Here is a 21,483-nt window from a genome sequence, read left to right as displayed (position 1 = left end):
CGTCACTGGCTGGCATGCTGCCCGCGCAGTTCTTTCTTGTATCGCTTCATCGTAGAGTGGATCATCTCGTCCGGTCCGGTTCCCAGTCCCTCGGCCAGCCGGAAAATCGTCGTCAGCGAGGGGCTGGTCTGGCCCAGTTCCAGCTTGGCAACGAAGGTGCGCGTGACGCCGGATGCGAATGCCAAGCCCTCCTGGCTGAGCGCCGACGCCGCGCGCCGTGCCTTGATTTCGGCGGCGAAGGCACGCAGCAGAGCGGGATCTTGGTTGGAGCGCACGGCAACGAATCTCGTTGTCGTGCCTTATTTATGCACCCGCTTGTATGGTACAAAACAGAATCAAGGCGAGTCGAACGATGGCGCACAAACAGGGAGTCGGGACCATCGAACTGCAGAGCGTTCGTTCTCGGCCCGCAGGAGAGCAGCCATGACCTTCCTCACTGACGAGCAGCGACGCCAGATGCTGGCCAACGGCGTGGCCCGCGCCCGTGGCGAAGCAACCGATCCTTATCCCGTGGTCAAGCTCTACACGCCGGATGCCGGCGCTGCCTGGGTGCTCACGGCCTTGGCCGCCGACGGCGACCTGGCCTACGGGCTCATCGATGCGGGTACCGGCTTTCCTGAGCTGGGCGAGGTAAGCCTGTCGATGCTGGCGGGCATCCGGGGCCCGAAGGGCGAGCCCGTTGCGGTGGAGCCGCAGTACCGTCCGCGCAAGACACTCGTGGCCTACCTGGCCGACGCACAGCGCGACGGCATGATCACCGATTGAGACGGAGTTCGCGCTCCGCGCGACCTGTCGTCGCGCCAACGGCGACCCGCGTCAGGCCGATCCATGGCAGCTTGCCACCCTTGCCGAAGGAGCTTGCCGTCATGACGATGCCTTGCGAAACGGTTTGCGCGCCCTGGCGCGCCGCAGCCGCCTACCTCTATGCGCTGGACCTGGACGGTCCGGCGCTGGCCTGGGAGTATCTGCGCCGGCATCCCGGCTACCGGGCAGCCTGCCTGGGTGAGCCTCGCAAGCGACGTGTCCCCAGCGCACATCGCTGGGGCCTGCGTTTTCGCGCTTGACCCTCGCCTGGATGCGCGAGAGGCGCATCCCGTCTGGCTCGACGCCGAGGAGGCCATGCTGCACGTGCGGCCGGCGCAGTTGCGCGGCGTGCCGTGCGGGCAAGTCTTCAGCCTCTGGCGCATCCCTGGCCGCAAGCGCCTGCTGCATGGAGGCGCCGACCTGATCCTCTGCGCCCAGGACGGGCCAGCACTGCTGCGGGCCAGCCTGTCGCCCGCGCTGGCCGACGGCCAGCCCTGCCGCTTCTCGATCCCTCTAGGCATGGACGCCGCACCTTGCCGTGCACAGTTGCGCCTTGTCGCCGGTGAGCGATCCGCGCCTGCTTTCCGGCGCGTCGCGCGCACCCACCTTCTGCACATGCGCTGCCTGCAGGCCCTCGACGCGCAGCAGGCCGGGCTCGGCCAGCGAGATGTCGCCCAGGTCCTGTTCGGCGCCAGTGCCGTCGCCGAGCACTGGCATGCGGACAGCGACCTGCGCGCCCAGGTGCGGCACATCCTGGCGCGCGGGCGAGCTTGGATGAACGGCGGCTACCTCCAACTCGCCAGAGTACGCCCCGCTTAGCGGCCGCCCACGGAGACGAGTTTCAGAACTGAATCTCCCTTCGCATTGCCTCGGCCCTTGCCCAGACTGTCTCCATCGGGCCACGAATGGATCGCGGCCCATCCACCGAGATGGAGGCCTCAATGGCAGCAGGACATCCGATCCCCTCACGCGGCACGGCAGCGGCTGCGCCGCAGCCCGCTCCTGCGGCGCCGGCCGCAAAGCCTGAATTCCTGACCACCGACGAGGCGGCCACGCTGCTGCGGCTGTCGCCGCGCACGCTGGAGAAGCAGCGCGTGCTGGGCGGGGGGCCGCGCTTTCGCAAGTTTGGTGCGCGCGTGGTCTACGCGCTGGCCGACCTGCGCGCCTGGGCCGACAGCAACACCTACGGCATGACCTCCGATCCGGGCTACGTGGTCCGGGATTCGGTGCGCTGACCCGGCCTGGAGGAACGGGCCATGTCCAGGCGATCCAGCGAACGCGAGCAGCTGGCGCTGTTTCGCGCGCTGCCAGCCGAGGACATGGGGCTGCGCGACGCGCAGGACCTGATGGCCTATCCCTTCTTCAGCCTGGCCAAGTCGCGGCGCACCGTGCCCATTCGCTTCGAGGCCGGCGCCGTCTCGCTCACCGTGGAGGGCGTGCCTGAGCACGGTATCGCCACCATCTGGGATGCCGACGTGCTGATCTGGGCCGCGAGCCAGATCGTCCAGGCGAAGAAGGGGGGCATTGCCCCTTCGCGCCTGATGGTGGCCACGCCCTACGAGATCCTGCGCTTCACGCAGCGCGGCACCGGCCGCGCCGACTATCTGGCGCTGCGCGCCGCGCTGGACCGGCTGCAATCGACCACCATAGCCACCACGCTGCGCCAGCGCGAGCGCCCCGACGGTGGGCGGCGCCTGCACCGCTTCTCTTGGATCAACGAGTGGAAGGAGTTCGTCCGGGCCGACGGCAGGGCGGACGGCATCGAGTTGATCCTGGCCGACTGGTTCTTCTCCGGCGTGATGGACGAGGCCCTGGTGCTCACGCTGGACCCCACGTACTTCCAACTCTCCGGGGGCATCGAACGCTGGCTGTACCGGCTGGTGCGCAAGCACGGCGGCCGCCAGCCGGCGGGCTGGCGCTTCGAGATGCGCCACCTGTACCTGAAGTCCGGTGCGCTGCAGCGCTACCGCGACTTCGCCGCTCATCTTCGTCACCTGGCGCTGCGCCAGGCCTTGCCGGGCTACCGGCTGGCCGTCGCTTGGAATGGCGGCAGCGAGTGGCTGACCTTCTGCCCACAGGTGCGGCCGGTGTCCGCCGAAGCAGGTCGCCCCGGCCGCGACTTATCCACAAGACCTGTTGAAGAAGCTGTGGATGGCGTGTGGACGCACTCGGTGGATCACCGGCACGGGACTCGGTGGATCACCGGCGCTGCCATCGGTGGATCACCGGCGCCCATCGGCCCGCAAGCCCCGTCCAGCAACGGTTTCGGGCCTCCCTAAACATCTAAAGGGATACATAAATGAAAGAGACGCGCGCGCGAGCCGACGGTGCCCAAGAAGGCAGCAGTGCTCAAATCCAAGGCAGCGAAAGCCGTTCACCAGAAACCCAGGGAACGCAGGCCGGCAAACAGGCCAGCCTGGTCGGCAAGGTCATCGCCTTGTTGAACCAGAAAGGCGGCGCCGGAAAGACCACGCTGTCCACGCACCTGGCCGGCGCGTTCGCCAGCCAGGGGCAGCGCGTCACGCTCATCGATGCCGATCCCCAGGGCTCGGCCCTGGACTGGGCGCAACGACGGCTGCAGAGCGGCCAGGGCCGGCTCTACGGGGTCTTCGGGCTGGCACGGAACACCCTCCATCGGGAAGTGCCTCCGATCGCCCTGCAGGCCGACTACGTGGTCATCGACGGGCCGCCCAGGGTGGCGGCGCTCGCGCGCTCCGCGCTGCTGGCCGCCGACCTGGTGCTGATCCCCGTGCAGCCCAGCGCCTACGACGTCTGGGCCACGCAGGAAATGGTGGGCCTGATCCAGGAAGCGCAGGTGTTCCGGCCTGCGCTGCGCGCGGCCTTCGTCATCAACCGGCGCGTGGTTGGGACCGTGATCGGGCGCGAGGCGCGCGCCGCGCTGGCAGACCAGTCGTTTCCGACGCTGCGCGCCGACATCGCGCAGCGCATCGCCTTCGCCGACTGTGTGGCGGCGGGCAAGCTGGTGTGGGAGGTGGCGCCCAAGGGCGCCGCAGCGCGTGAGGTGGCTGCGCTGGCGGATGCCGTGCAGGAGGCGCTGCGATGACGGCTGTCGGTACACCGAAGCCATCGCGGCGGGCCGCCATCGGCCGCCGGCCGGCGCCCGACCCGGCCACGGCCTGGGTGCATCGGGAAGATGGCGGCGCGGCGCCGGTGAAAGCAGCGATGAAAGCGGCGGTGTTCACCGCGCGCCTGACCATCGACGTGACGCCAGCGCTGCGTGGGCGCATCAAGGTGATCGCGTTCCAGCGCGGCATCACCGCCGCCGACATGCTGCGCGAGCTGCTGGAGCGCGAGTACCCGGAGGCACGGCCATGACGGCGGTGCAAGTGGCGGGCAGCACGCCGGGCACGCGGGCCTGGGCGCAGGCGGCGCTGCCGCCGGCCCCAGTGCCCGTGCCTACACCCATGAAGGTGTCGCTCGCCTTCGTCGAGCATCGCGTGAACGTCTGGCTGCGCTTCGGTCGGCCGGCACGCGAGATCGTGCTGGACCGCTGGCGGCGCGTCGCGGTGTTCCTGCCGGGGGCCGTCTGCTGCCGCGTCAAGTGGATCGGCAACGACTTCGGCACCACGCTGTGGCAGCTCATGGTGCTGCAGGCGCCGACGCCGCTGGATGGCATGCAGTGCATCTCGGGCGTGTCGCCCGGCGCGCGCATCCTGCTGCGCGCCGATGGCGAACATCGCGTCAAGGCCGTGCTCGCCGCTGTCGATGCGATCGAGGCGGCGGGCATCGACCCCTGCGCGGTCGCGCCGGTCTACTGGTGCATGGCGGGCAACCGGCTGGCCGCCCGCCTGCCGCTGCCGACCTACACGCCGGAGCGCCACGCGGCGCACCTGGCACGCGGGGCACTGCAATGATCGCGCGTATGCACCGCCTCGCGTTGCTGGCGTGCATGGCGCTCGCCGTGGCGGCGATTGCCACGCCTGCGGCGGTGCCGCTTCCGGTGCGGATCGTCTTCAACCCGAGCGCGAGCGTGGCGCGCGGGTGGTATCGCGTCGATGCGCTCGGTCATCCCGGCTCGCTGCAAGAATCGTTGCAGGTAGGCAGCATCGTCTTGGCTCGGCTCCCCGCTGGCGTGGCCGCGTTCGCGGCGCAGCGCGGCTACCTGCCCGAGGGCGTGCCGATCCTCAAGCGCATCGGCGCCATGGCGCCGCAGGCGGTGTGCGTCTTTGATCGCCTGGTGTGGATCGACGGGGTGCCCGTGGCGGCTGTGCTCACGCACGATGGCGCGCGCCGGCCGCTGCATCCCCGGGCGCAGTGCCGGGCGCTCATGCAGAGCGAACTTTTCCTGCTCAGCAACACCCATCCGGCGTCGTTCGACAGCCGCTACTTCGGCCCCATCGATGCCGCCGCCGTGCTCGGCATCGCGCGACCCTTGTGGACATGGTGAGTGTCATGCGCTTGCGTCCACGCATGCGCCGAGCCTGTCGCCGGACTGCGGCCGAAGCTGCACTTCGGCTGCATTCCAGCGTGCAGGAATCCCGTCGCAAGCGCGCAGCGCCCGCTGCACCCGCGCAGCCTCGCGGGCTGCGCTGCGCGCGCCGTGCGCGGCTGGCGGCATGCCGGAGCCGCGAGCGGATGCGGGGGGCGCAGGCAGAGGGCAAGAGAAAAGGGCCGGCACGCCTCGGGGCGCTTCTCCAGTCTGCACGTGGGGTGGGCACGGCACGTCGCCTGCGGCGTTGTGTGCCGTGCGGACGCCAATTCGCTGCCGCTGCAATAGTCTGGCGCGTGCCGTCCACGCTGCACTGCGCCTCGATGCGCCGGGGCCTTCGCGATGGCTGACGCTGACGATGACCGCTTTCGCCTCCGTCCGACACCGCCCAGAGCGCGCTCCGGGCCGCGTTCCCAGCGCTTCGTGTCCCAGGTGCTCAAGGCCGTGTCGAAGTCCGGGGTCAAGGCGTCAGACACACGCGGTGCACGCCCCGCCTCGACCTTCGGCCGGGGGCGCATGGCCGCCGGACTGGCCGGCCGCGGCCTCGGCGCGAGCGCCCGGCGCGTGGTCATCAAGTCCCGCTTCGTCGTGCTGAAGCGCGCGGGTGCAAAAGCGGTGTCGGCACACCTGCGCTACATCGAGCGCGAGGGCGTGACCCGCAACGGACAGAAAGGACAGGCCTATGGCGCCGACACCGACGCGGCGGACCTCCAGGCCTTCGAGGAACGCGGCCGGGGCGACCGGCACCAGTTCCGCCTCATCGTCTCGCCGGAGGATGCTCCGGAACTGCAGGACCTCAGGGGCTTCACGCGGCAACTGATGCGGCGCATGGAGATCGACCTGGAGACTCCGCTGGACTGGGTCGCCGTAGACCACTGGGACACGGACAACCCGCACACCCACATCGTGCTGCGTGGCTGGATAGGCAGTGAGCGCCAGGGCCGTGACCTCGTGATCGCGCCCGACTACCTGGCCCACGGCGTGCGCCTGCGCGCCTGCGAGATCGCGACCGAATGGATGGGGCCGCGCACCGAGGCCGAGATCCGCCAGAGCCTGCAGCGCGAGGTGGAGCAGCAGCGCCTCACCGGTCTGGATCGTCAACTACTGCGCCAAGCCGAGGTGGACGTCGTGGACCTGACCGAGGGGGCAGGCAACGTACCCGGCACGCAGCGCCGGACGCTGCTGCGCGCCCGGCTGCAGCGGCTCGAAGCCATGTCGCTGGCCGAGCGCATCGACGCGAACCGCTGGCGGCTGGCGGCTGGCATGGACCAGACGCTGGCCGCCATGGGCGAGCGCGGCGACATCCTGCGCACCATGCACCGGGCCATGAAGGGCGAGCAGCGCGAGTTGGTGACCGATCCTCCGGCGGATGCGTCCGTCGTCGGGCGTATCGCGGGCAAGGGGCTGGGCGATGAACTGCATGACCGACCCTGCCTGGTGGTCGATGGCATCGACGGACGGGCGTACTACCTGAAACTGCCGGCTGGCATCGACCTGGGCGGACTACCGCTGGGCGGCATCGTGGAGTTTCGGCCGCCAACGCGGGAGAGCATCGTGGATCGGAATATCCTGGCCGTGGCCAGGGACGGCATCTACACCCCGGCCAGCCATCGGGCGCAGCTCGTGCAGACCGGCGACCGGGATCCCGAGACCACGGTGGAGATCCACGTGCGCCGACTGGAGGCGCTGCGCCGCAGCGGCATCGTGGAGCGCATCGCCGACGGCGCCTGGACCGTGCCATCGGACCTGTTGCGGCAAGCTCGGGAGCATGGCGCGCTGAAGATGCCACGGCGCGCCGTCCTATTGCGCTCGCACCTGTCTATCGAGCAGCAGGTCAGGGCCATCGGTGCGACTTGGCTGGATCGGGGGCTGGTGGCGGGCGATATGGCTCGGCCGGCTGTGCAGGGCTTTGGTGCACAGGTGCGCGAGGCCATGCGGCAGCGTGTGGAGTTCCTGATCGGGCAGGGGCTGGCCGAGCGCCGGGGCCAGCGCGTTGTCTTCGCTCGCAACCTGCTGGCGACCTTGCGGGATCGAGAGCTTTCGGAGACTGCGCGGGCAATCGCCTCCGAAACTGGCTTGAAGTACCGGAGGCCGGCCAATGGACAGAAGTTGGCCGCCACCTATCGGCGCAGCCTCATGCTCGTCAGCGGCCGCTATGCCCTCCTGGACGACGGCGTAGGGTTTAGCCTGGTGCCGTGGAAACCAGTCATTGAATCACGCCTGGGCAAGCAGGTTGCCGCCACACTTCATGGTCGCGAAGTGGCATGGGAGATCGGGTATCGGCGCGGCATTGGAATCTGTTGAGACTGGGCGGGCACGGGTTGACATACTTGCGTGGCGTGGAGCCCATTTGCTTTGGAGCGGAGTCTCCGGGACAGATGTCGTATGCAGGCCGTTGTGAACGCGGCCGAGGCGCTTTGCACATGGTGGCAGGATTCGTGCCGCATCGAACGCGAGCAGGAACCGGCGCCCCGTCTCTGTCGGCCGGACAATGAGATCAGTACCCAGGACAGGTTGGCTATGGGCATACGCAGCCGGGCAGGCAGATTGAGTGACTGGCGGGGTAGTACTGTTGGTCTGGACGGACAATCCGTGCATGACCTTGAAAGAGTTGGAAGCCGTGTACTGGGCCGGTACGTTAGGCAGTTTCGTATTGGCCGCAGACCGCTTGTCGATGACCCAGTCTTCGCTGTCCAAGCGGATCCTCGAACTGGAGGAGGAACTCGGCGAAAGGCTGTTCGACCGCTCCGGCCCCCGGGCGCGAATCACCGGTGCCGGCGAGCGTGTGCTGGCCCAGGCTCGGCAGATGCTGGCTCTGCGTGACGCCGTCCTCATCGGCGCGCGGGGGCCGACGGCGTTGCTGGGAACCTGCCGCTTCGGCGTCAGTGAGCAGGTCGCCTCCACATGGCTGCCGGCACTCGTGCAGCGGATGCGCAAGAGCTGGCCCGAAGTCGCGCTGGAGCCCCGCGTCGGCGTGACGCATGAGCTGTTGGCCGCCGTGGTGCGGGGGGAGACTGACTTCGCCTTGTGTCCGGGTGGCTCGGCTGACGCACAGCTCAGTTCGCGCAGACTGCATGCTGTCGAGATGGTTTGGGTGGCAGGGCAGGATTTCATGCCGCCGGATGGCGTCCTGACGCCCGAGCGGCTGACGCAACTGCCGGTGATCACCACATCGGCGCAGGCCGGAGCCACGGCCGCACTTGACGCCTGGGCGGTGGACCGTGGCTTCAAGTTCCGCCGCATCGTCGCGTGCAACAGCATGGGCGCGGTGGCCGCCCTGGCCGCTGCCGGCCTGGGCCTGTGCGTATTGCCCAAGCCGTTCGCGTCCCGGTTCTTCAAGGAAGGGCGCCTCGTGCGCGTGGCCGCCGTGCGGGAACTGCTGGTTCCATCGCTCCCCTACTACCTGCATTGGCGGCGCGACGACGACAGTACCCTGGGCGCCGCCGTGCGAGAGACGGTGGTCGCTGTCGGGTCAAAGCCGCGCTGGCCGGGTTGATCATCGATTTTTCTCCAGGCGCGCCTTCGATATTTCTCGCTGGCGCGGTTGCTCTCCGCTGCCTACGCTGGCGGTATGCAATCTTCTGAATCACTATCAAACGCGGGTGGCCTTCCACCGCGCGACGCGGCCTGGTTCCGCCAGGTCGCTCAGTGCATCAACGACGATCCCGAGATGGATCTGGTGGGGCAGCATCTGAATGCCACGGTCGCCTTCGCTTTCGGCGCGCAGCGCCACCACCTCGTACTCCAGCACGGCAAGGTCGTGGACGTGCGCCATGGCAAGAAGCTGGACTGGCGCGTCGACTTCGGCTTCCGTGCGCCGGATGCCGTGTGGGACAAGTTCTTCTCCCGGCCGGCGCCCCCGCTATACAACAGCGTCTTTGCCATGGCAATGCGCGTGGATGAGTTCGAAATGGAGGGCGACACCCTGCTGTTCGCACAGAACGCGCGCTCCATGACCCGGCTGCTCGAGCTGATGCAGATCCAGGGGCAGCCGCAATGAGCCGCTTCGAACCTATCCGCGGCGGCTACTTCGGTATCGAGGTCGATGGTGTCGCCTACCGGATCTTCTACGAGGAAGCGGGGCAGGGCATTCCGCTGCTGTGCCTGCACACTGCCGGCGCCGACAGCCGCCAGTGGCGACACCTGCTCAACGACCGCGAAGTCACCCAGCGCTTTCGCGTCATTGCATTCGACCTGCCTTACCACGGGCGCTCGAATCCTCCCGCGGGCTGGTGGCTGCGCAAGTACGAACTCACTCGTCGTCTCTACGTGGGCTGCATCCGCGAGGTCTATCGGGCGCTGGAACTGGAACGCCCCATCCTGCTGGGTTGCTCCATCGGCGGCTTCGTGGTGCTGCAACTGGCGGTGGATCATGGCGAGGAGCTTCGCGGCGTCATCGGCCTGCAAAGCGTGGCCCATGGCATCGGCCGCCACAACGACTTCCTGCACCACCCCGCGATCCACGGCGGCGAGTTCGCTGCCAGCTATACGTACGGGCTGAATTCGCCTCTGAGTCCGGAGGAGGCCCGGCGAGAGAATTGGTGGTACTACGCTCAGGGCGGGCCGGGTGTCTATGCCGGCGATACCGCCTTCGGGCGGGAGTTCGACGTGCGTGCCCAACTCAAGGACATCGATACGCGCCGCTGCAAGGTATCGATCATCTCGGGCGACTATGACTATTCGGCGCTGCCTGACGTCTCCCGGCAGGTGGCTGAGGCGATCCCCGGCGCCCAGTTCACGCTGATCGAGGGGCTGGGCCATTTCCCGGTCATCGAGGACTACGCCAAGCTGCGTCCCAGCCTGCATGGCGCGCTGGAGCACATGCTCGAAGAGGAGCAGTCGGCATGAACGACCCGCTCTACGAAAAGGGTGTGGCCAACCGGCGATTCGTGATGGGCGAGACCCATGTGGCGAGCAGCACCGCGGCGCGTACCAGCTTCTCGCAGCCGCTGAACGAACTCGCCATGCGCTATTGCTGGGGTGAATTGTGGTCGCGCGAGGGCGTGTCGTGGAAGATTCGCAGTTTGGTCTGCTTGGCCTTGCTGGCGGTGCAGAACAAGCCGGTCGAATTCAAGGCCCATGTGGGAGGGGCGCTACGCAACGGCGCGACGCACGAGGAAATCCAGGAGGTTTTGCTCCAGTTGGTGATTTATTGCGGCCTGCCCACCGGCAGCCAGGCCTTCCGATGGGCCAACGAATATCTCGCAGAGGCGCAGCAACCACAGGATCCCGCGCCTCCATCGACGTAGAACAAGGAGACATTGCGCGATGCTGAAGCAATTCTTGAGAGGGCTGGTCGCCTGCGCCGCGATGGCCGTGGCGATCTGCGCGCCGGCAGCGGAATTTCCCTCCATGCCGGTCAAGCTGGTGGTGCCGCTGGGTCCGGGTTCGGCGACCGACATCCTGGCGCGCCAGGTGGCTCAATGGCTTGAGGCGGAATGGGGGCAGCCCGTCATCGTGGAGAACCGCCCGGGTGCCGGTGGCGTGGTGGCGGCCGACTACGTGTCCAAGCAGCCGGCCGACGGGCACACTCTGCTGTTGACGGGATCGTCACTGGTGATCGCGCCGCTCATTGATCGCAATGCCAACTTCCGCATCGGCCGCGATTTGAAGCCGGTGGCGCGCCTGGCGATTCTGCGTATCGTTCTGGCCACCAACAACAAGGTGCCAGTTCCGAACCTGCGTGAGTTCGCCGCGCTCAGCCGTGCCCGGCCGGGGACGATGAACTATGCCGGACTGGGGCGTACGTCGATCATCGACATCGGCATGGAGGTGCTGAAGCAGGGACTGCACATGGATCTCACGCCGGTCGCGTACAAAGGTGCGGCAGAACACAACACGGCGCTGATCCGCAACGACGTGCAGTTGGTGTGGGGTGGCGCCCAGGTGCTCAAGGAGCAAGCGAAGGCGGGTCGGGTCCGTTTGCTGGCGGCCGTCTCCGAGCACCGCTTCTCCGATCTGCCCGACCTGCCCACCGTGAAAGAGGAAGGCTACCAGGGCTTCATTCCTCAAGTGTGGACCGGGATCATCGCGCCGGCAGGTACCCCGGACCACGTACTCGCTCGCATTACCAACGACGTCAACCGCGTGCTCGCCCGCGCGGATGCCCAGGCCGTGCTGCGCGACAAGCTCGGCAACGATCCCGCGCCGCTGCCGCCTGGGATGTTCGGCGAGGAAGTGAACAAGGAAACGGCGTTCTGGGCGCGCACGCTCAAGGGCCTCGGCATCGAGCCGCAGTAAAGAACAGACATGGAACCCGGACTCGTGAGCGCACTCCCCCTGAAGGACCCTTCCCTCTTCCGCCAGCAGGCCTTTCTGGCCGGCGCATGGATCGACGCCGACGAAGGCAAGACGATCGCGGTGACCAACCCCGCCACCGGCGAGACCATCGGCACCGTGCCGGTGTGCGGCGCGGCCGAGACGCGGCGCGCCATCGAGGCGGCCGAGGGCGCCTGGCGCGCCTGGGCCGCGCGCCCGGCCAAGGAGCGCAGCGCCATCCTGCGCAGGCTCAACGACCTGATGCTGGCGAACACCGACGACCTGGCGCTGATCATGACCAGCGAGCAGGGCAAGCCGCTGGCCGAGGCCAAGGGCGAGATCGCCTACGCGGCCTCCTTCATCGAATGGTTCGCGGAGGAGGCGCGCCGGGTGTACGGCGACACCATCCCCGCGCCCGGCGCCGACAAGCGCATCCTGGCGCTCAAGCAGCCGATCGGCGTCACCGCCGCCATCACGCCCTGGAACTTCCCCACCGCCATGCTCACGCGCAAGGCCGGCCCGGCGCTGGCCGCCGGCTGCGCGATGGTGGTCAAGCCGGCCACGCAGACGCCCTTCTCCGCCCTGGCCTTCGCCGAGCTGGCGCAGCGCGCCGGCCTGCCCGACGGGCTGCTGTCGGTGCTCACCGGCTCGGCCAGCGCCATCGGCGGCGAGATGACGGCCAGCCCGATCGTGCGCAAGCTCACCTTCACCGGCTCCACCGAGGTGGGCCGTACGCTGATGAAGCAGTCGGCTGACACGGTCAAGAAGCTCTCGCTGGAGCTGGGCGGCAACGCGCCCTTCCTGGTGTTCGACGACGCGGACCTGGATGCGGCGGTCGAGGGCGCGATGATCTCCAAGTACCGCAACACCGGGCAGACCTGCGTGTGCGCCAACCGCATCTACGTGCAGCGCGGCGTGCTGGAGGCCTTCACCGCGAAGCTGGTCGAGAAGGTGCGCGCGCTGAAGGTCGGCAACGGGCTGGAGGCCGGCGTGACGCAGGGCCCGCTGATCGACGACAAGGCGGTGGCCAAGATCGAGGAGCACGTGGCCGACGCGGTGGCCAAGGGCGGCCGGGTGCTCACCGGCGGCAGGCGCCATGCGCTGGGCGGCCTGTTCTACGAGCCGACGGTGGTGGCCGGTGCTACGCAGGACATGCTGTTCGCGCGCGAGGAGAGCTTCGGTCCGCTGGCGCCCGTCTTCGCCTTCGACACCGAGGCCGAGGGCATCGCGATGGCCAACGACACCGAGTTCGGCCTGGCCGCCTACTTCTACACCCGCGACGTGGGCCGCATCTGGCGCGTGGCCGAGCAGCTGGAGTCGGGCATCGTCGGCGCGAACACCGGCCTGATCTCCACCGCCGAGGCGCCCTTCGGCGGCGTCAAGCAGTCGGGGCTGGGGCGCGAGGGCTCGAAGTACGGGATCGAGGAGTTCCTCGAGATCAAGTACCTGTGCTTGGGCGGGCTGGATGGCTGAGGCAGTCGCGGCTCCGTGTAGCCAGTGCGCGACTGCATGCATCGATCAACCGGCCCGAAGTCGAGAAGGTTCGATCGGAAATCCATGACACCGTAAGACTACGCGTCTGCGACCATGGCTCCCTCGATCCCATGGCGTTCAAGCGCATCGGCGACCATGCCGCTGCAGCGCTGTTCGGTGATAGAGGTCTCGATGAACCGCGCTGCAGGCTCGCTGCGGTCACGCGGCAGGACCATCGCCTGCTCGATAGTCATAAAGGCGCCCGGCAGTGGCCGCATTCCAGGCAACCGAATGGCATCGGCGTGCAGTTGCTGCCGGACGCCGGCGGCCACGTTCAAGCTCGAGTCGGCGGCGAAGGCGTCTGCCACCTGCTCGGCCTGGGCACCTCGACGAGTTTCGCCTGCGAGAGATGACGTTCCAGGAACAGGGCATACGCGCTGGCCGTGCCGACAACCACGCGGATGCCGGGTCGGTCCACATCTTCGTTGGTGACTAAGGGCGAGGATTCGCGAACGAGGTAGGCGCCTTCGATGCGCACATAGGGCGAGGTGAAGCGCAGTTTTTGGGCGCGAACGGGATCGACCGCCAGGAACCCGATGTCGGCGGCGCCCGAACTCAGCGCTGCGCCCGCGGCGCCGGGCGTGTCGAACTCCAGCAGTTGGAGTGTCAGCCCCAGTCGGCCGGCCAGGATGCGTGCGAGATCGATGGTCACGCCGGCGGGCGCTCGGATGCGAGCGGCTGTGCGCCAGCACTGGGTTCCCCATGTTCAGGGCCGCGCGTAGCACGAAGGCGCACAGATCACGGCGACCAGCGTCGCCACCAGCATCGTCCAGCTCACCTTTTCGTGGGGTAGCACGGCGGCCCCGCCGAACCCCATGAAAGGCTGCAGCAGCTGCAACTGCCCCACGGCGGCGATGCCAGCACCATCGTCGCACCCAGGCGCGGCGCCATCAGGATCGCGATGGCAATGAAGATGGCCCCGAACAGGCCGCCTGTCCAGGCGACCCAGCCATGGCCTCCCGCTCCCAGGCCGGCCGGCGCGACGACCAGCATCGCCACCGTGCCGACGAAGTAGCTCACGAAGCCGTCCCACCAGAGGGAATCGATCTGGGTGCGCAGGCTGGCATTGAGCACTTGCTGCAGGGCGACGCTGGGAGAACGAGCTTGTCATCGTCATGCTTGACGACAGTTGCCAGCTGAGGCACGACCATAGGCTGTCGAATCCAAGATGACAGACTTGTAATTTTCCCGTTAGATAAGCGGCCATCTCGCCCACTAGCATGGTCCGTGCGGCGTTGAGGTGAACAGCCCGCTGCCTGGAATCTGGACCCGACCATGCGCAGCAAGCGCTCCTGGCGATCGCCTTGCCGCCATCAACTCAATCGCACTCGCCCATGCGCCGCTGGCTTCTCGTCTTCCTCCTTGCTGCTTTGCCGTGGCAATGGGCATGGTCGGCAGCCGCGCCTTACTGTCGCCACGAGGCGGCGCCGGGAGCGAGCCACCTCGGCCATCACACACACCAGCACGACCGTGCCGCATCCGACGCCTCCGCGGCGGCCCAAGACCAGTTGGATGATCCGTCCGGCCCGAGTGAGGATCTTGACTGCACGGCATGCCACGGTCTGACCCTGCAGGCATTGCCTTTGACCACCGATCACGTGGCCGAGTCGACTTCGCATGTCTTTGCCACGATCACGCTGGCGCGGTACAGCAGCGATCAACCTCGCGACATCGAACGCCCCAAATGGCGCCGCACCGCCTGAACGGTGCAGCGCTCCACATCCTTCGACACTTCCCCCAGAGCTGCTGCATCGGCCTTTCTGTCCCCTCTTGACTGGAGAACCCGATGTACAGGAACTTGGCGCCGATCGCGTGGGCGATCCTGGCGCTCGCGGGCTGCCCTACGGCAGCCCAGACGAATATGCCAGCGTCGCAGGTGCCGGCCCGACAGGCAGCGGCGCTGACCCTCGCCGAGGCCATGCTGCAGGCGCGGCAGACCAACCCCGAGCTGTCTGCAGCGCGCCATGAACTGGAAGCAGCCGAAGGAGCCCGGGTTCAAGCCGGCGCCCTGCCGAATCCCACCCTCGAAGCGCAGTGGGAGGATCAGCGGCGCGAGACGCGCACCACGACGCTGACCCTGAGCCAGCCCATCGAACTGGGCGGCAAGCGCAGCGCGCGCATCGAGGCGGCCGAGCGTGCCATTGACATCGCGCGCAGCCAGCTCGATGCGCGGAAGACCGATCTCGAGGCCAGCGTCACGTCGGCCTTCTTCGCGGCGCTGGTGGCCCAGGAGCGCCTGACCCTGGCACAGGCCTCGCTCGACCTCGCGCAGCGCGGCCGGGATGCAGCCAGCAAGCGGGTGACGGCGGGCAAGGTGTCGCCGGTGGAGGAAACCAAGGCACGCGTGGCCGAGGCTGGCGTGCGTCTCGAGCGGGTGCAGGCGCAGGGCGAACTGCGCACCGCGCTGAGCCAGTTGCGCGCCGCCATCGGCCCCGGTCCAGAGATCGGCCGGGTGGACGGTGATGCGCTGAACATCCAGGCGCTGCCGGCCGCCGAGGAAGTATCGTCCCGCGTGGACTCGGCACCCGCTGTCAGGGAGGCTCGCCTGGACGCACGCCGCCTGCAGGCGCTGGCCGAGCTGGAGCGTGCCAAACGGATCCCGGACGTCACGCTCACCGTCGGCGCCAAGCGCGAGCAGGAACTGGCGCGCAACCAGGCCGTCGTCGGCATCTCCATTCCACTGCCGATCTTCGACACGAGCCGGGGCAACCTGCAGGAGGCCCTGCGCCGGCTGGACAAGGCCGAAGACCTCGCGCAGGCCGCCGAGTTGCGCGTTCGCTCGGAAGCCACGGCCGCGCGTCAGCGTTTCGAGACGGCCCTGGCCGAGGTCAACACGCTGCGCGAGGAGGTGCTGCCCGGTGCGCAAAGCGCCTTCGACGCAGCCACCAAGGGCTTCGAGCTGGGCAAGTTCAGCTACCTCGAAGCGCTGGACGCGCAGCGCACCCTGCTGCAGTCCAGGTCGCAGTACCTGCGGGCTCTGGCCCAGGCTCATCAGGCAGCGGCCGACCTGCAGCGCCTGCTCGGTGCTCCCGGCACGCCTCCTTCCACGCTTTCCAAGGAACGTCCATGAATCCCAATCCATCGCCGCAGCCGCAGGGCAGGGGGGCCTCGCGGTCCAGGCAACTCGTCGCCATCGCCGTGCTGCTCGTGCTGGGCGTCATCGCCGGGGTGCTCATCCTCACCCAGACGGGCGGCAAACCCGCAGCGGACAGCCACGGCGACCACGCCGCCGGGGCCAAGGAAGGTGACGACGGTCACGGTCATGCCCACGGTGAGGGAGGAGGTGAAGCCGGCCATGCCGAAGAGCAGGCACCCAAGGGACCGCACGGCGGCCAGCTCTTTGCCGATGGCGACTTCTCTCTGGAACTGCTGCTGAGCGAGGAAGGCGGCGAGCCGCGCTTCAAGGCCTGGACCTTCGAGAAGAACCAGCCTGCCGATGCGGCAGGCGCCACAGTGGTGATCGCCCTGACACGCCCCAGCGGCGAGAAGCAGGAATTCCGGCTCCAGCCCCAACAGGGCGTGCTTACCAGCGAGCAACCGGTGGCCGAGCCGCACAACTTCGAAGCCACGGTCGAGGTGCAGACACCCCGGGAGAGCTACCTCTTCGCCTTCACCCGCGACGAGGGCAAGGTGGCCATGAGCGATGCGCAGATCCGCTCCGCCGGCATCACGCTGGACAGCGCGGCACCAGCCACTATCCACGGCGGCCTGCAACTGCCCGGCGAGATCCGCTTCAACGAGGACCGCACCGCGCACATCGTCCCGCGCGTGGCGGGCGTGGTCGACAGCGTGGGCGCCAACCTGGGGCAGCAGGTCAGGAAGGGGCAGGTGCTGGCGGTGATCTCCAGTAGCGCCGTCTCCGAGACTCGTGCCGAACTGCAATCCGCGCTGCAGCGCAAGGACCTGGCCCGGACCACCTACGAGCGCGAGAAGAAACTGTGGGAGGAGAAGATCTCCCCGGAGCAGGATGTGCTGCAGGCGCGCCAGGCGCTGCGCGAGGCTGAGATCGCCGCGGCCAACGCCAACCAGAAACTGCTGACGCTTGGCGCTTCGCCGGGCAGCAGCTCCCTCGGGCGCGTCGAGCTAAGGGCACCCTTCGACGGTGTCGTGGTTGAGAAGCACATCGCCCTGGGCGAGGCGGTACGCGAGGACACGCAGGTGTTTACCATCTCCGATCTGTCCACCGTCTGGGCCGAGATGAGCATCCCCGCGCGGGAGCTGCCCCGGGTGCGTGTGGGCGAAAAGGCGGTAGTGCGCTCCGGCGCCTTCGACGCCAGTGCCAGCGGCACGGTGGCCTATGTCGGCTCGCTCATCGGCGAGCAGACGCGCACGGCCCGCGCCCGCATCACCCTGGCCAACCCGCAGGGCGCCTGGCGCCCTGGCCTGTTCGTGAACATCGAGGTGGTGGCCGAGGAGGTGGCCGCGCCGGTCACGGTGGCGTCGTCGGCGGTCCAGACGCTCGACGATCGGCCGGTCGTGTTCCTCAAGGTGCCGGGCGGCTTCGTGGCCCAGCCGATTCAGTTGGGCCGCTCGGACGGCAAGCGTGTCGAGGTGCTGGGCGGGCTGAAGGCGGGCAGCAGCTACGCCGCCGCCGGCAGCTTCGTCGTCAAGTCGGAGCAGGGCAAGGGCTCTGCCACGCACACCCACTGAGGCGGACGACGCGACCATGTTCGAGAGAATCATCCGCTTTGCCATCGAGCAGCGATGGCTGGTGCTCCTGGCTGTGCTCGCCATGGCGGCGCTGGGCGTCTACAACTACCAGCGCCTGCCCATCGATGCAGTGCCGGACATCACCAACGTCCAGGTCCAGATCAACACCGCAGCGCCGGGCTATTCGCCGTTGGAGACCGAGCAGCGTGTCACCTATCCCATCGAGACCGTGATGGCCGGGCTGCCGGGCCTGCAGGAAACCCGTTCGCTTTCGCGCTACGGCCTGTCGCAGGTGACGGTGATCTTCCGCGACGGCACCGACATCTATTTCGCTCGCCAGTTGGTCAACGAGCGGCTGCAGACCACCACCGGCCAGCTGCCCGACGGCATCCATCCGGTGGCGGGGCCGATCTCCACCGGCCTGGGTGAGATCTTCCTGTGGACCGTAGAGGCCGGGGAAGGCGCGACGAAGCCCGACGGCACGCCCTACACGTCCACCGACCTGCGCGAGATCCAGGACTGGGTCATCAAGCCGCAGTTGCGCAACGTGCCCGGCGTCACCGAGATCAACACCATCGGGGGCTACGCCAAGCAGTATCAGATCGCACCCGTGCCGGAGCGGCTCGCCGCCTACGGCCTGTCGCTGGCCGACGTGGTGCGCGCGCTGGAGCGCAACAACACCAACGTCGGCGCCGGCTACATCGAGCGCCGCGGCGAGCAGTACCTGATCCGCGCGCCGGGCCAGGTGCGCAGCGTCGAGGACATCGGGAACGTGATCCTGTCCAGCGCTGGCAGCACGCCGGTGCGCGTGCGCGACGTGGCGCAGGTGGAGCTGGGCCAGGAGCTGCGCACGGGCGCGGCCACCGACAATGGCCGCGAGGTCGTGCTCGGCACCGTCTTCATGCTCATCGGCGAAAACAGCCGTACCGTCTCGCAGGCGGTGGCCAAGAAGATGGAGGAGATCAACCGCAACCTGCCCGAAGGCGTCGAGGCGGTGACGGTCTACGACCGCACGGTGCTGGTGGACAAGGCCATCGCCACGGTCAAGAAGAACCTGCTGGAAGGCGCCATCCTGGTCATCGCGGTGCTGTTCGCCTTCCTGGGCAATCTGCGCGCGGCGGTCATCACCGCGATGGTGATCCCCCTGTCGATGCTCTTCACCTTCACCGGGATGGTGAGCCAGAAGGTCAGCGCCAACCTGATGAGCCTGGGAGCGCTGGACTTCGGCATCATCATCGACGGCGCGGTGGTGATCGTGGAGAACTGCGTGCGCCGCCTGGCGCATGCCCAGGCGCACCATGGTCGGCCGCTCACGCGCACCGAGCGCTTCCACGAGGTGTTCGCCGCCTCGAAGGAGGCGCGCCGGGCGCTGCTGTTCGGCCAGCTGATCATCATGATCGTCTACCTGCCCATCTTCGCGCTCACCGGCGTGGAGGGGAAGATGTTCCATCCGATGGCGCTGACGGTGGTCATTGCGCTGCTCGGGGCCATGATCCTGTCAGTCACCTTCATCCCGGCGGCCGTGGCCCTGTTCATCGGCAACAAGGTCACCGAGAAGGAGAACCGCCTGATGCGTTGGGCACGGCGCGGCTACGAGCCGCTGCTTGCCCGGGCCCTGGACGCCAAGGCGGTGGTTCTGACCTTTGCCGGCATCGCGGTGGTGCTGTGCGGGCTGTTGGCCACGCGCCTGGGCAGCGAGTTCATCCCGAGCCTGAACGAGGGCGACTTCGCCATCCAAGCCCTGCGCATTCCCGGCACCAGCCTCACGCAGTCGGTGCAGATGCAGCAGCAGCTCGAGACGCGGCTGAAGGACAAGTTCCCGGAGATCGAGCGCATCTTCGCGCGCACCGGCACCGCGGAGATCGCTTCCGACGCCATGCCCCCGAACATCTCCGACGGCTACGTCATGCTCAAGCCGGAGAAGGACTGGCCCGAGCCCCGGCGCACCCGCGCCGAGTTGGTGCAAGCCGTGCAGGAAGAAGCCGCAAAGATTCCCGGCAACAGCTACGAGTTCTCGCAGCCCATCCAGCTGCGCTTCAACGAACTGGTCTCGGGCGTGCGAAGCGACGTGGCCGTGAAGGTCTTCGGCGACGACATGGACGTGCTGAACAAGACCGCGGCGGACGTGGAGAAGGTGCTTGCCGGCATCCCGGGCGCATCAGAAGTCAAGGTGGAACAGACCACCGGCCTGCCGATGCTCACCGTCCAGATCGACCGCGACAAGGTGACGCGCTACGGCCTGAACATCGCCGACGTGCAGGAGATCCTGGCCACCGCCGTCGGCGGTCGCGAGGCCGGCACCCTGTTCGAGGGCGACCGCCGCTTCGAGATCGTGGTGCGCCTGCCCGAACATGTGCGGGGCAACATCGACGCCATCCGCCGGCTGCCCATTCCGCTGCCGGCCACCGCCGCGGACACCCCGGGCAGTTCGCGAGGCGCGACGGCCGCAGCCCCAGGCGGAAATTCCACCCGTGTGAGTTTCATTCCCCTGGCCGAGGTCGCCACGTTGGATTTGGCGCCCGGGCCCAACCAGGTCAGCCGCGAGAACGGCAAGCGGCGCATCGTCGTGAGCGCCAACGTGCGTGGGCGCGACCTGGGCGGATTTGTGTCGGAGGCCACCGCCGCGTTGGAGGCGCGGGTGAAGATCCCGACGGGCTACTGGACCACCTGGGGCGGGCAGTTCGAGAACCTGCAGTCAGCCACCGAGCGCCTGCAGATCGTGGTGCCCGTCGCGCTGCTGCTGGTCTTCACGCTGCTTTTCGCCATGTTCGGCAACATCAAGGACGGGTTGATCGTCTTCACCGGCATCCCCTTCGCCTTGACGGGCGGCATTCTGGCCCTCTGGCTGCGGGGCATCCCGCTGTCGATCACCGCGGCCGTGGGCTTCATCGCCCTGTCGGGCGTGGCCGTGCTCAACGGCCTGGTGATGATCTCCTTCATCCGCAACCTGCGCGAGGAGGGCCGCTCACTGGACGCGGCCATCCACGAGGGAGCGATCACCCGCCTGCGCCCGGTGCTGATGACGGCGCTGGTGGCATCGCTGGGCTTCGTGCCGATGGCCATCGCCACGGGCACGGGCGCCGAGGTGCAGCGCCCCCTGGCCACGGTGGTGATCGGCGGCATCCTGTCGTCCACAGCGCTCACACTGCTGGTGCTGCCGGTGCTCTACCGGTTGGCGCATGCGAGGGACGAGGAGGAAGAGGTCTTCGATGGCCCCCCTGCCGCAGCGGCTGCGGGGCCGCCGGATGTGAAGCCCGCCTGATTGTTGAACGCCGTGATCCCCTCGCACGGCCATGATGCCGAGGGGCTTGAACCAGGTGACAGGACCTCCATGACCATGAACATTGCTCGATTTCTCGCCATCTCCTCCCTGGCCCTGAGCGGCGCCGCGTTCGCTGCCGGCGACCATGCCGACGAGGCCAAGCCGCGCCACGGCGGCGTGGTGACCGTCGTCAAGGACGTGAGCTATGAACTGGTGGCCGCCAAGGACGCCTTGGCCATCCACATCAGCGACCACGGCAAGCCGGTGGACGTCAGCGGCGCCACGGCCAAGCTGACGCTGCTGTCCGGCACCGCGAAGCAGGAAGTGGAGATGAAGGCCAACGGTCCCGCCTTGGAAGCGCGCGGTTCCTTCGAGACCGGTCCTGGCACCAAGGCAGTGGCGCAGGTCGCCCTCAAGGGCAAGCCAGTGCAATCCGTGCGGTTCACGTTGAAGTGAAGTCATCTACTCGCGCCTGAGCGCCCTGCGTCCATGGGGTACGGACCGCGCATGCATGGACTCCCGCCCT

Annotated in this window: 21 protein-coding genes and 4 pseudogenes; 21 read left to right on the top strand and 4 right to left on the bottom strand. The window is 68.1% G+C overall.

Going from position 1 to position 21,483, the window contains the following annotated elements:
- Positions 1-2: 2 nt before the first annotated feature.
- Positions 3-275 carry a helix-turn-helix domain-containing protein gene (locus RXV79_RS06530; protein WP_304304829.1) on the bottom strand — a complete coding sequence of 91 codons (273 nt, stop codon included), beginning with the start codon at positions 273-275 and terminating at the stop codon, positions 3-5.
- 148 nt (positions 276-423) lie between these two features.
- Here RXV79_RS06530 and RXV79_RS06525 point away from each other — a divergent pair, with 148 nt between their 5' ends.
- From RXV79_RS06525 to RXV79_RS06450, 16 genes and pseudogenes are all read left to right on the top strand, one after another.
- Positions 424-765: a DUF2958 domain-containing protein gene (locus RXV79_RS06525; protein WP_304304828.1), complete on the top strand. Its 342-nt coding sequence runs from the start codon at positions 424-426 to the stop codon at positions 763-765.
- Positions 766-866: 101 nt separating this feature from the next.
- Complete coding sequence (locus RXV79_RS06520; protein ID WP_316702602.1) at positions 867-1,064, top strand: transcriptional regulator domain-containing protein; 198 nt, start codon at positions 867-869, stop codon at positions 1,062-1,064.
- Entirely contained in the window at positions 1,003-1,623 is a 621-nt protein-coding gene (locus tag RXV79_RS06515; protein WP_316702601.1) for a DUF2285 domain-containing protein, read from the top strand. Before RXV79_RS06520 ends, RXV79_RS06515 begins: the two co-directional genes overlap by 62 nt.
- A 122-nt stretch (positions 1,624-1,745) precedes the next feature.
- Positions 1,746-2,039 (top strand): helix-turn-helix transcriptional regulator, encoded by a 294-nt coding sequence (locus RXV79_RS06510; RefSeq protein ID WP_304304827.1) that lies wholly within the window; start codon positions 1,746-1,748, stop codon positions 2,037-2,039.
- A 21-nt stretch (positions 2,040-2,060) separates the two neighbouring features.
- Positions 2,061-2,879 (top strand): annotated as a pseudogene (locus RXV79_RS06505) (replication initiator protein A); the annotation flags it as partial.
- Positions 2,880-3,103: 224 nt separating this feature from the next.
- Entirely contained in the window at positions 3,104-3,868 is a 765-nt protein-coding gene (gene parA, locus RXV79_RS06500; RefSeq protein WP_304304826.1) for a ParA family partition ATPase, read from the top strand.
- On the top strand, positions 3,865-4,140 hold the full coding sequence (locus RXV79_RS06495) for a chromosome partitioning protein ParB (protein ID WP_304304825.1): 276 nt from the start codon (positions 3,865-3,867) through the stop codon (positions 4,138-4,140). The genes parA and RXV79_RS06495 overlap by 4 nt, the downstream gene beginning before the upstream one ends.
- Positions 4,137-4,679 (top strand): DUF2840 domain-containing protein, encoded by a 543-nt coding sequence (locus RXV79_RS06490; protein ID WP_304304824.1) that lies wholly within the window; start codon positions 4,137-4,139, stop codon positions 4,677-4,679. Before RXV79_RS06495 ends, RXV79_RS06490 begins: the two co-directional genes overlap by 4 nt.
- Positions 4,680-4,687: 8 nt before the next feature.
- Positions 4,688-5,212 carry a S26 family signal peptidase gene (locus tag RXV79_RS06485; protein WP_304304823.1) on the top strand — a complete coding sequence of 175 codons (525 nt, stop codon included), beginning with the start codon at positions 4,688-4,690 and terminating at the stop codon, positions 5,210-5,212.
- Positions 5,213-5,677: 465 nt separating this feature from the next.
- On the top strand, positions 5,678-7,558 hold the full coding sequence (locus tag RXV79_RS06480) for a DUF3363 domain-containing protein (protein ID WP_316702600.1): 1,881 nt from the start codon (positions 5,678-5,680) through the stop codon (positions 7,556-7,558).
- A gap of 292 nt (positions 7,559-7,850) precedes the next feature.
- On the top strand, positions 7,851-8,750 hold the full coding sequence (locus RXV79_RS06475) for a LysR family transcriptional regulator (protein WP_304304821.1): 900 nt from the start codon (positions 7,851-7,853) through the stop codon (positions 8,748-8,750).
- Positions 8,751-8,825: 75 nt separating this feature from the next.
- Positions 8,826-9,254: a hypothetical protein gene (locus RXV79_RS06470; RefSeq protein WP_304304820.1), complete on the top strand. Its 429-nt coding sequence runs from the start codon at positions 8,826-8,828 to the stop codon at positions 9,252-9,254.
- Positions 9,251-10,102: an alpha/beta fold hydrolase gene (locus RXV79_RS06465; protein ID WP_294371632.1), complete on the top strand. Its 852-nt coding sequence runs from the start codon at positions 9,251-9,253 to the stop codon at positions 10,100-10,102. Before RXV79_RS06470 ends, RXV79_RS06465 begins: the two co-directional genes overlap by 4 nt.
- Positions 10,099-10,503, top strand: coding sequence for a carboxymuconolactone decarboxylase family protein (locus RXV79_RS06460; RefSeq protein ID WP_294371630.1), 405 nt, complete (start codon positions 10,099-10,101; stop codon positions 10,501-10,503). Before RXV79_RS06465 ends, RXV79_RS06460 begins: the two co-directional genes overlap by 4 nt.
- A gap of 19 nt (positions 10,504-10,522) precedes the next feature.
- The gene (locus tag RXV79_RS06455) at positions 10,523-11,494 is read left to right on the top strand and encodes a Bug family tripartite tricarboxylate transporter substrate binding protein (RefSeq protein WP_294371628.1); all 972 of its coding nucleotides are present in this window, start codon (positions 10,523-10,525) and stop codon (positions 11,492-11,494) included.
- A 9-nt stretch (positions 11,495-11,503) separates the two neighbouring features.
- Positions 11,504-12,985 carry an NAD-dependent succinate-semialdehyde dehydrogenase gene (locus RXV79_RS06450; RefSeq protein WP_294371623.1) on the top strand — a complete coding sequence of 494 codons (1,482 nt, stop codon included), beginning with the start codon at positions 11,504-11,506 and terminating at the stop codon, positions 12,983-12,985.
- Positions 12,986-13,083: 98 nt separating this feature from the next.
- On the opposite strand, the pseudogene RXV79_RS28155 reads toward RXV79_RS06450, so the two are convergent.
- The 3 pseudogenes from RXV79_RS28155 to RXV79_RS06430 form a co-directional block, all read right to left on the bottom strand.
- Positions 13,084-13,782: pseudogene (locus RXV79_RS28155) on the bottom strand (transporter substrate-binding domain-containing protein).
- Positions 13,752-13,904, bottom strand: a pseudogene (locus tag RXV79_RS06435) (EamA/RhaT family transporter); the annotation flags it as partial. The pseudogenes RXV79_RS06435 and RXV79_RS28155, both read right to left, overlap by 31 nt.
- Before the next feature lie 56 nt (positions 13,905-13,960).
- Positions 13,961-14,119, bottom strand: a pseudogene (locus RXV79_RS06430) (EamA-like transporter family protein); the annotation flags it as partial.
- Positions 14,120-14,379: 260 nt separating this feature from the next.
- On the opposite strand from RXV79_RS06430, the gene RXV79_RS06425 reads away from it, so the two are divergent.
- The 5 genes from RXV79_RS06425 (at position 14,380) to RXV79_RS06405 (ending at position 21,413) form a co-directional block, all read left to right on the top strand.
- The gene (locus tag RXV79_RS06425) at positions 14,380-14,748 is read left to right on the top strand and encodes a hypothetical protein (RefSeq protein ID WP_294371622.1); all 369 of its coding nucleotides are present in this window, start codon (positions 14,380-14,382) and stop codon (positions 14,746-14,748) included.
- A 95-nt stretch (positions 14,749-14,843) separates the two neighbouring features.
- Positions 14,844-16,115, top strand: coding sequence for a TolC family protein (locus tag RXV79_RS06420; RefSeq protein ID WP_316702596.1), 1,272 nt, complete (start codon positions 14,844-14,846; stop codon positions 16,113-16,115).
- On the top strand, positions 16,112-17,695 hold the full coding sequence (locus RXV79_RS06415; RefSeq protein ID WP_316702595.1) for an efflux RND transporter periplasmic adaptor subunit: 1,584 nt from the start codon (positions 16,112-16,114) through the stop codon (positions 17,693-17,695). Before RXV79_RS06420 ends, RXV79_RS06415 begins: the two co-directional genes overlap by 4 nt.
- Before the next feature lie 16 nt (positions 17,696-17,711).
- Entirely contained in the window at positions 17,712-20,957 is a 3,246-nt protein-coding gene (locus RXV79_RS06410; RefSeq protein WP_316702594.1) for a CusA/CzcA family heavy metal efflux RND transporter, read from the top strand.
- A 69-nt stretch (positions 20,958-21,026) separates the two neighbouring features.
- Positions 21,027-21,413 (top strand): hypothetical protein, encoded by a 387-nt coding sequence (locus RXV79_RS06405; protein ID WP_316702593.1) that lies wholly within the window; start codon positions 21,027-21,029, stop codon positions 21,411-21,413.
- Positions 21,414-21,483 lie beyond the last annotated feature (70 nt).

Source organism: Piscinibacter gummiphilus (assembly GCF_032681285.1).
Lineage (GTDB): Bacteria > Pseudomonadota > Gammaproteobacteria > Burkholderiales > Burkholderiaceae_C > Rhizobacter > Rhizobacter gummiphilus_A.
The sequence above is the reverse complement of the archived record's forward strand: the minus strand, read 5'-3'. Positions and strand labels throughout refer to the sequence as shown.

Excerpts from the sequence above, each read along its gene's own strand:
- RXV79_RS06410 (WP_316702594.1), top strand. The coding sequence starts at position 17,712 with ATGTTCGAGAGAATCATCCGCTTTGCCATCGAGCAGCGATGGCTGGTG.
- RXV79_RS06470 (WP_304304820.1), top strand. The coding sequence starts at position 8,826 with ATGCAATCTTCTGAATCACTATCAAACGCGGGTGGCCTTCCACCGCGC.
- RXV79_RS06415 (WP_316702595.1), top strand. The coding sequence starts at position 16,112 with ATGAATCCCAATCCATCGCCGCAGCCGCAGGGCAGGGGGGCCTCGCGG.
- RXV79_RS06520 (WP_316702602.1), top strand. The coding sequence starts at position 867 with ATGACGATGCCTTGCGAAACGGTTTGCGCGCCCTGGCGCGCCGCAGCC.
- RXV79_RS06490 (WP_304304824.1), top strand. The coding sequence starts at position 4,137 with ATGACGGCGGTGCAAGTGGCGGGCAGCACGCCGGGCACGCGGGCCTGG.
- RXV79_RS06460 (WP_294371630.1), top strand. The coding sequence starts at position 10,099 with ATGAACGACCCGCTCTACGAAAAGGGTGTGGCCAACCGGCGATTCGTG.
- RXV79_RS06455 (WP_294371628.1), top strand. The coding sequence starts at position 10,523 with ATGCTGAAGCAATTCTTGAGAGGGCTGGTCGCCTGCGCCGCGATGGCC.
- RXV79_RS06525 (WP_304304828.1), top strand. The coding sequence starts at position 424 with ATGACCTTCCTCACTGACGAGCAGCGACGCCAGATGCTGGCCAACGGC.
- RXV79_RS06405 (WP_316702593.1), top strand. The coding sequence starts at position 21,027 with ATGACCATGAACATTGCTCGATTTCTCGCCATCTCCTCCCTGGCCCTG.
- RXV79_RS06475 (WP_304304821.1), top strand. The coding sequence starts at position 7,851 with ATGACCTTGAAAGAGTTGGAAGCCGTGTACTGGGCCGGTACGTTAGGC.
- RXV79_RS06485 (WP_304304823.1), top strand. The coding sequence starts at position 4,688 with ATGCACCGCCTCGCGTTGCTGGCGTGCATGGCGCTCGCCGTGGCGGCG.
- RXV79_RS06510 (WP_304304827.1), top strand. The coding sequence starts at position 1,746 with ATGGCAGCAGGACATCCGATCCCCTCACGCGGCACGGCAGCGGCTGCG.
- RXV79_RS06450 (WP_294371623.1), top strand. The coding sequence starts at position 11,504 with ATGGAACCCGGACTCGTGAGCGCACTCCCCCTGAAGGACCCTTCCCTC.
- RXV79_RS06425 (WP_294371622.1), top strand. The coding sequence starts at position 14,380 with ATGCGCCGCTGGCTTCTCGTCTTCCTCCTTGCTGCTTTGCCGTGGCAA.
- parA (WP_304304826.1), top strand. The coding sequence starts at position 3,104 with ATGAAAGAGACGCGCGCGCGAGCCGACGGTGCCCAAGAAGGCAGCAGT.
- RXV79_RS06495 (WP_304304825.1), top strand. The coding sequence starts at position 3,865 with ATGACGGCTGTCGGTACACCGAAGCCATCGCGGCGGGCCGCCATCGGC.
- RXV79_RS06465 (WP_294371632.1), top strand. The coding sequence starts at position 9,251 with ATGAGCCGCTTCGAACCTATCCGCGGCGGCTACTTCGGTATCGAGGTC.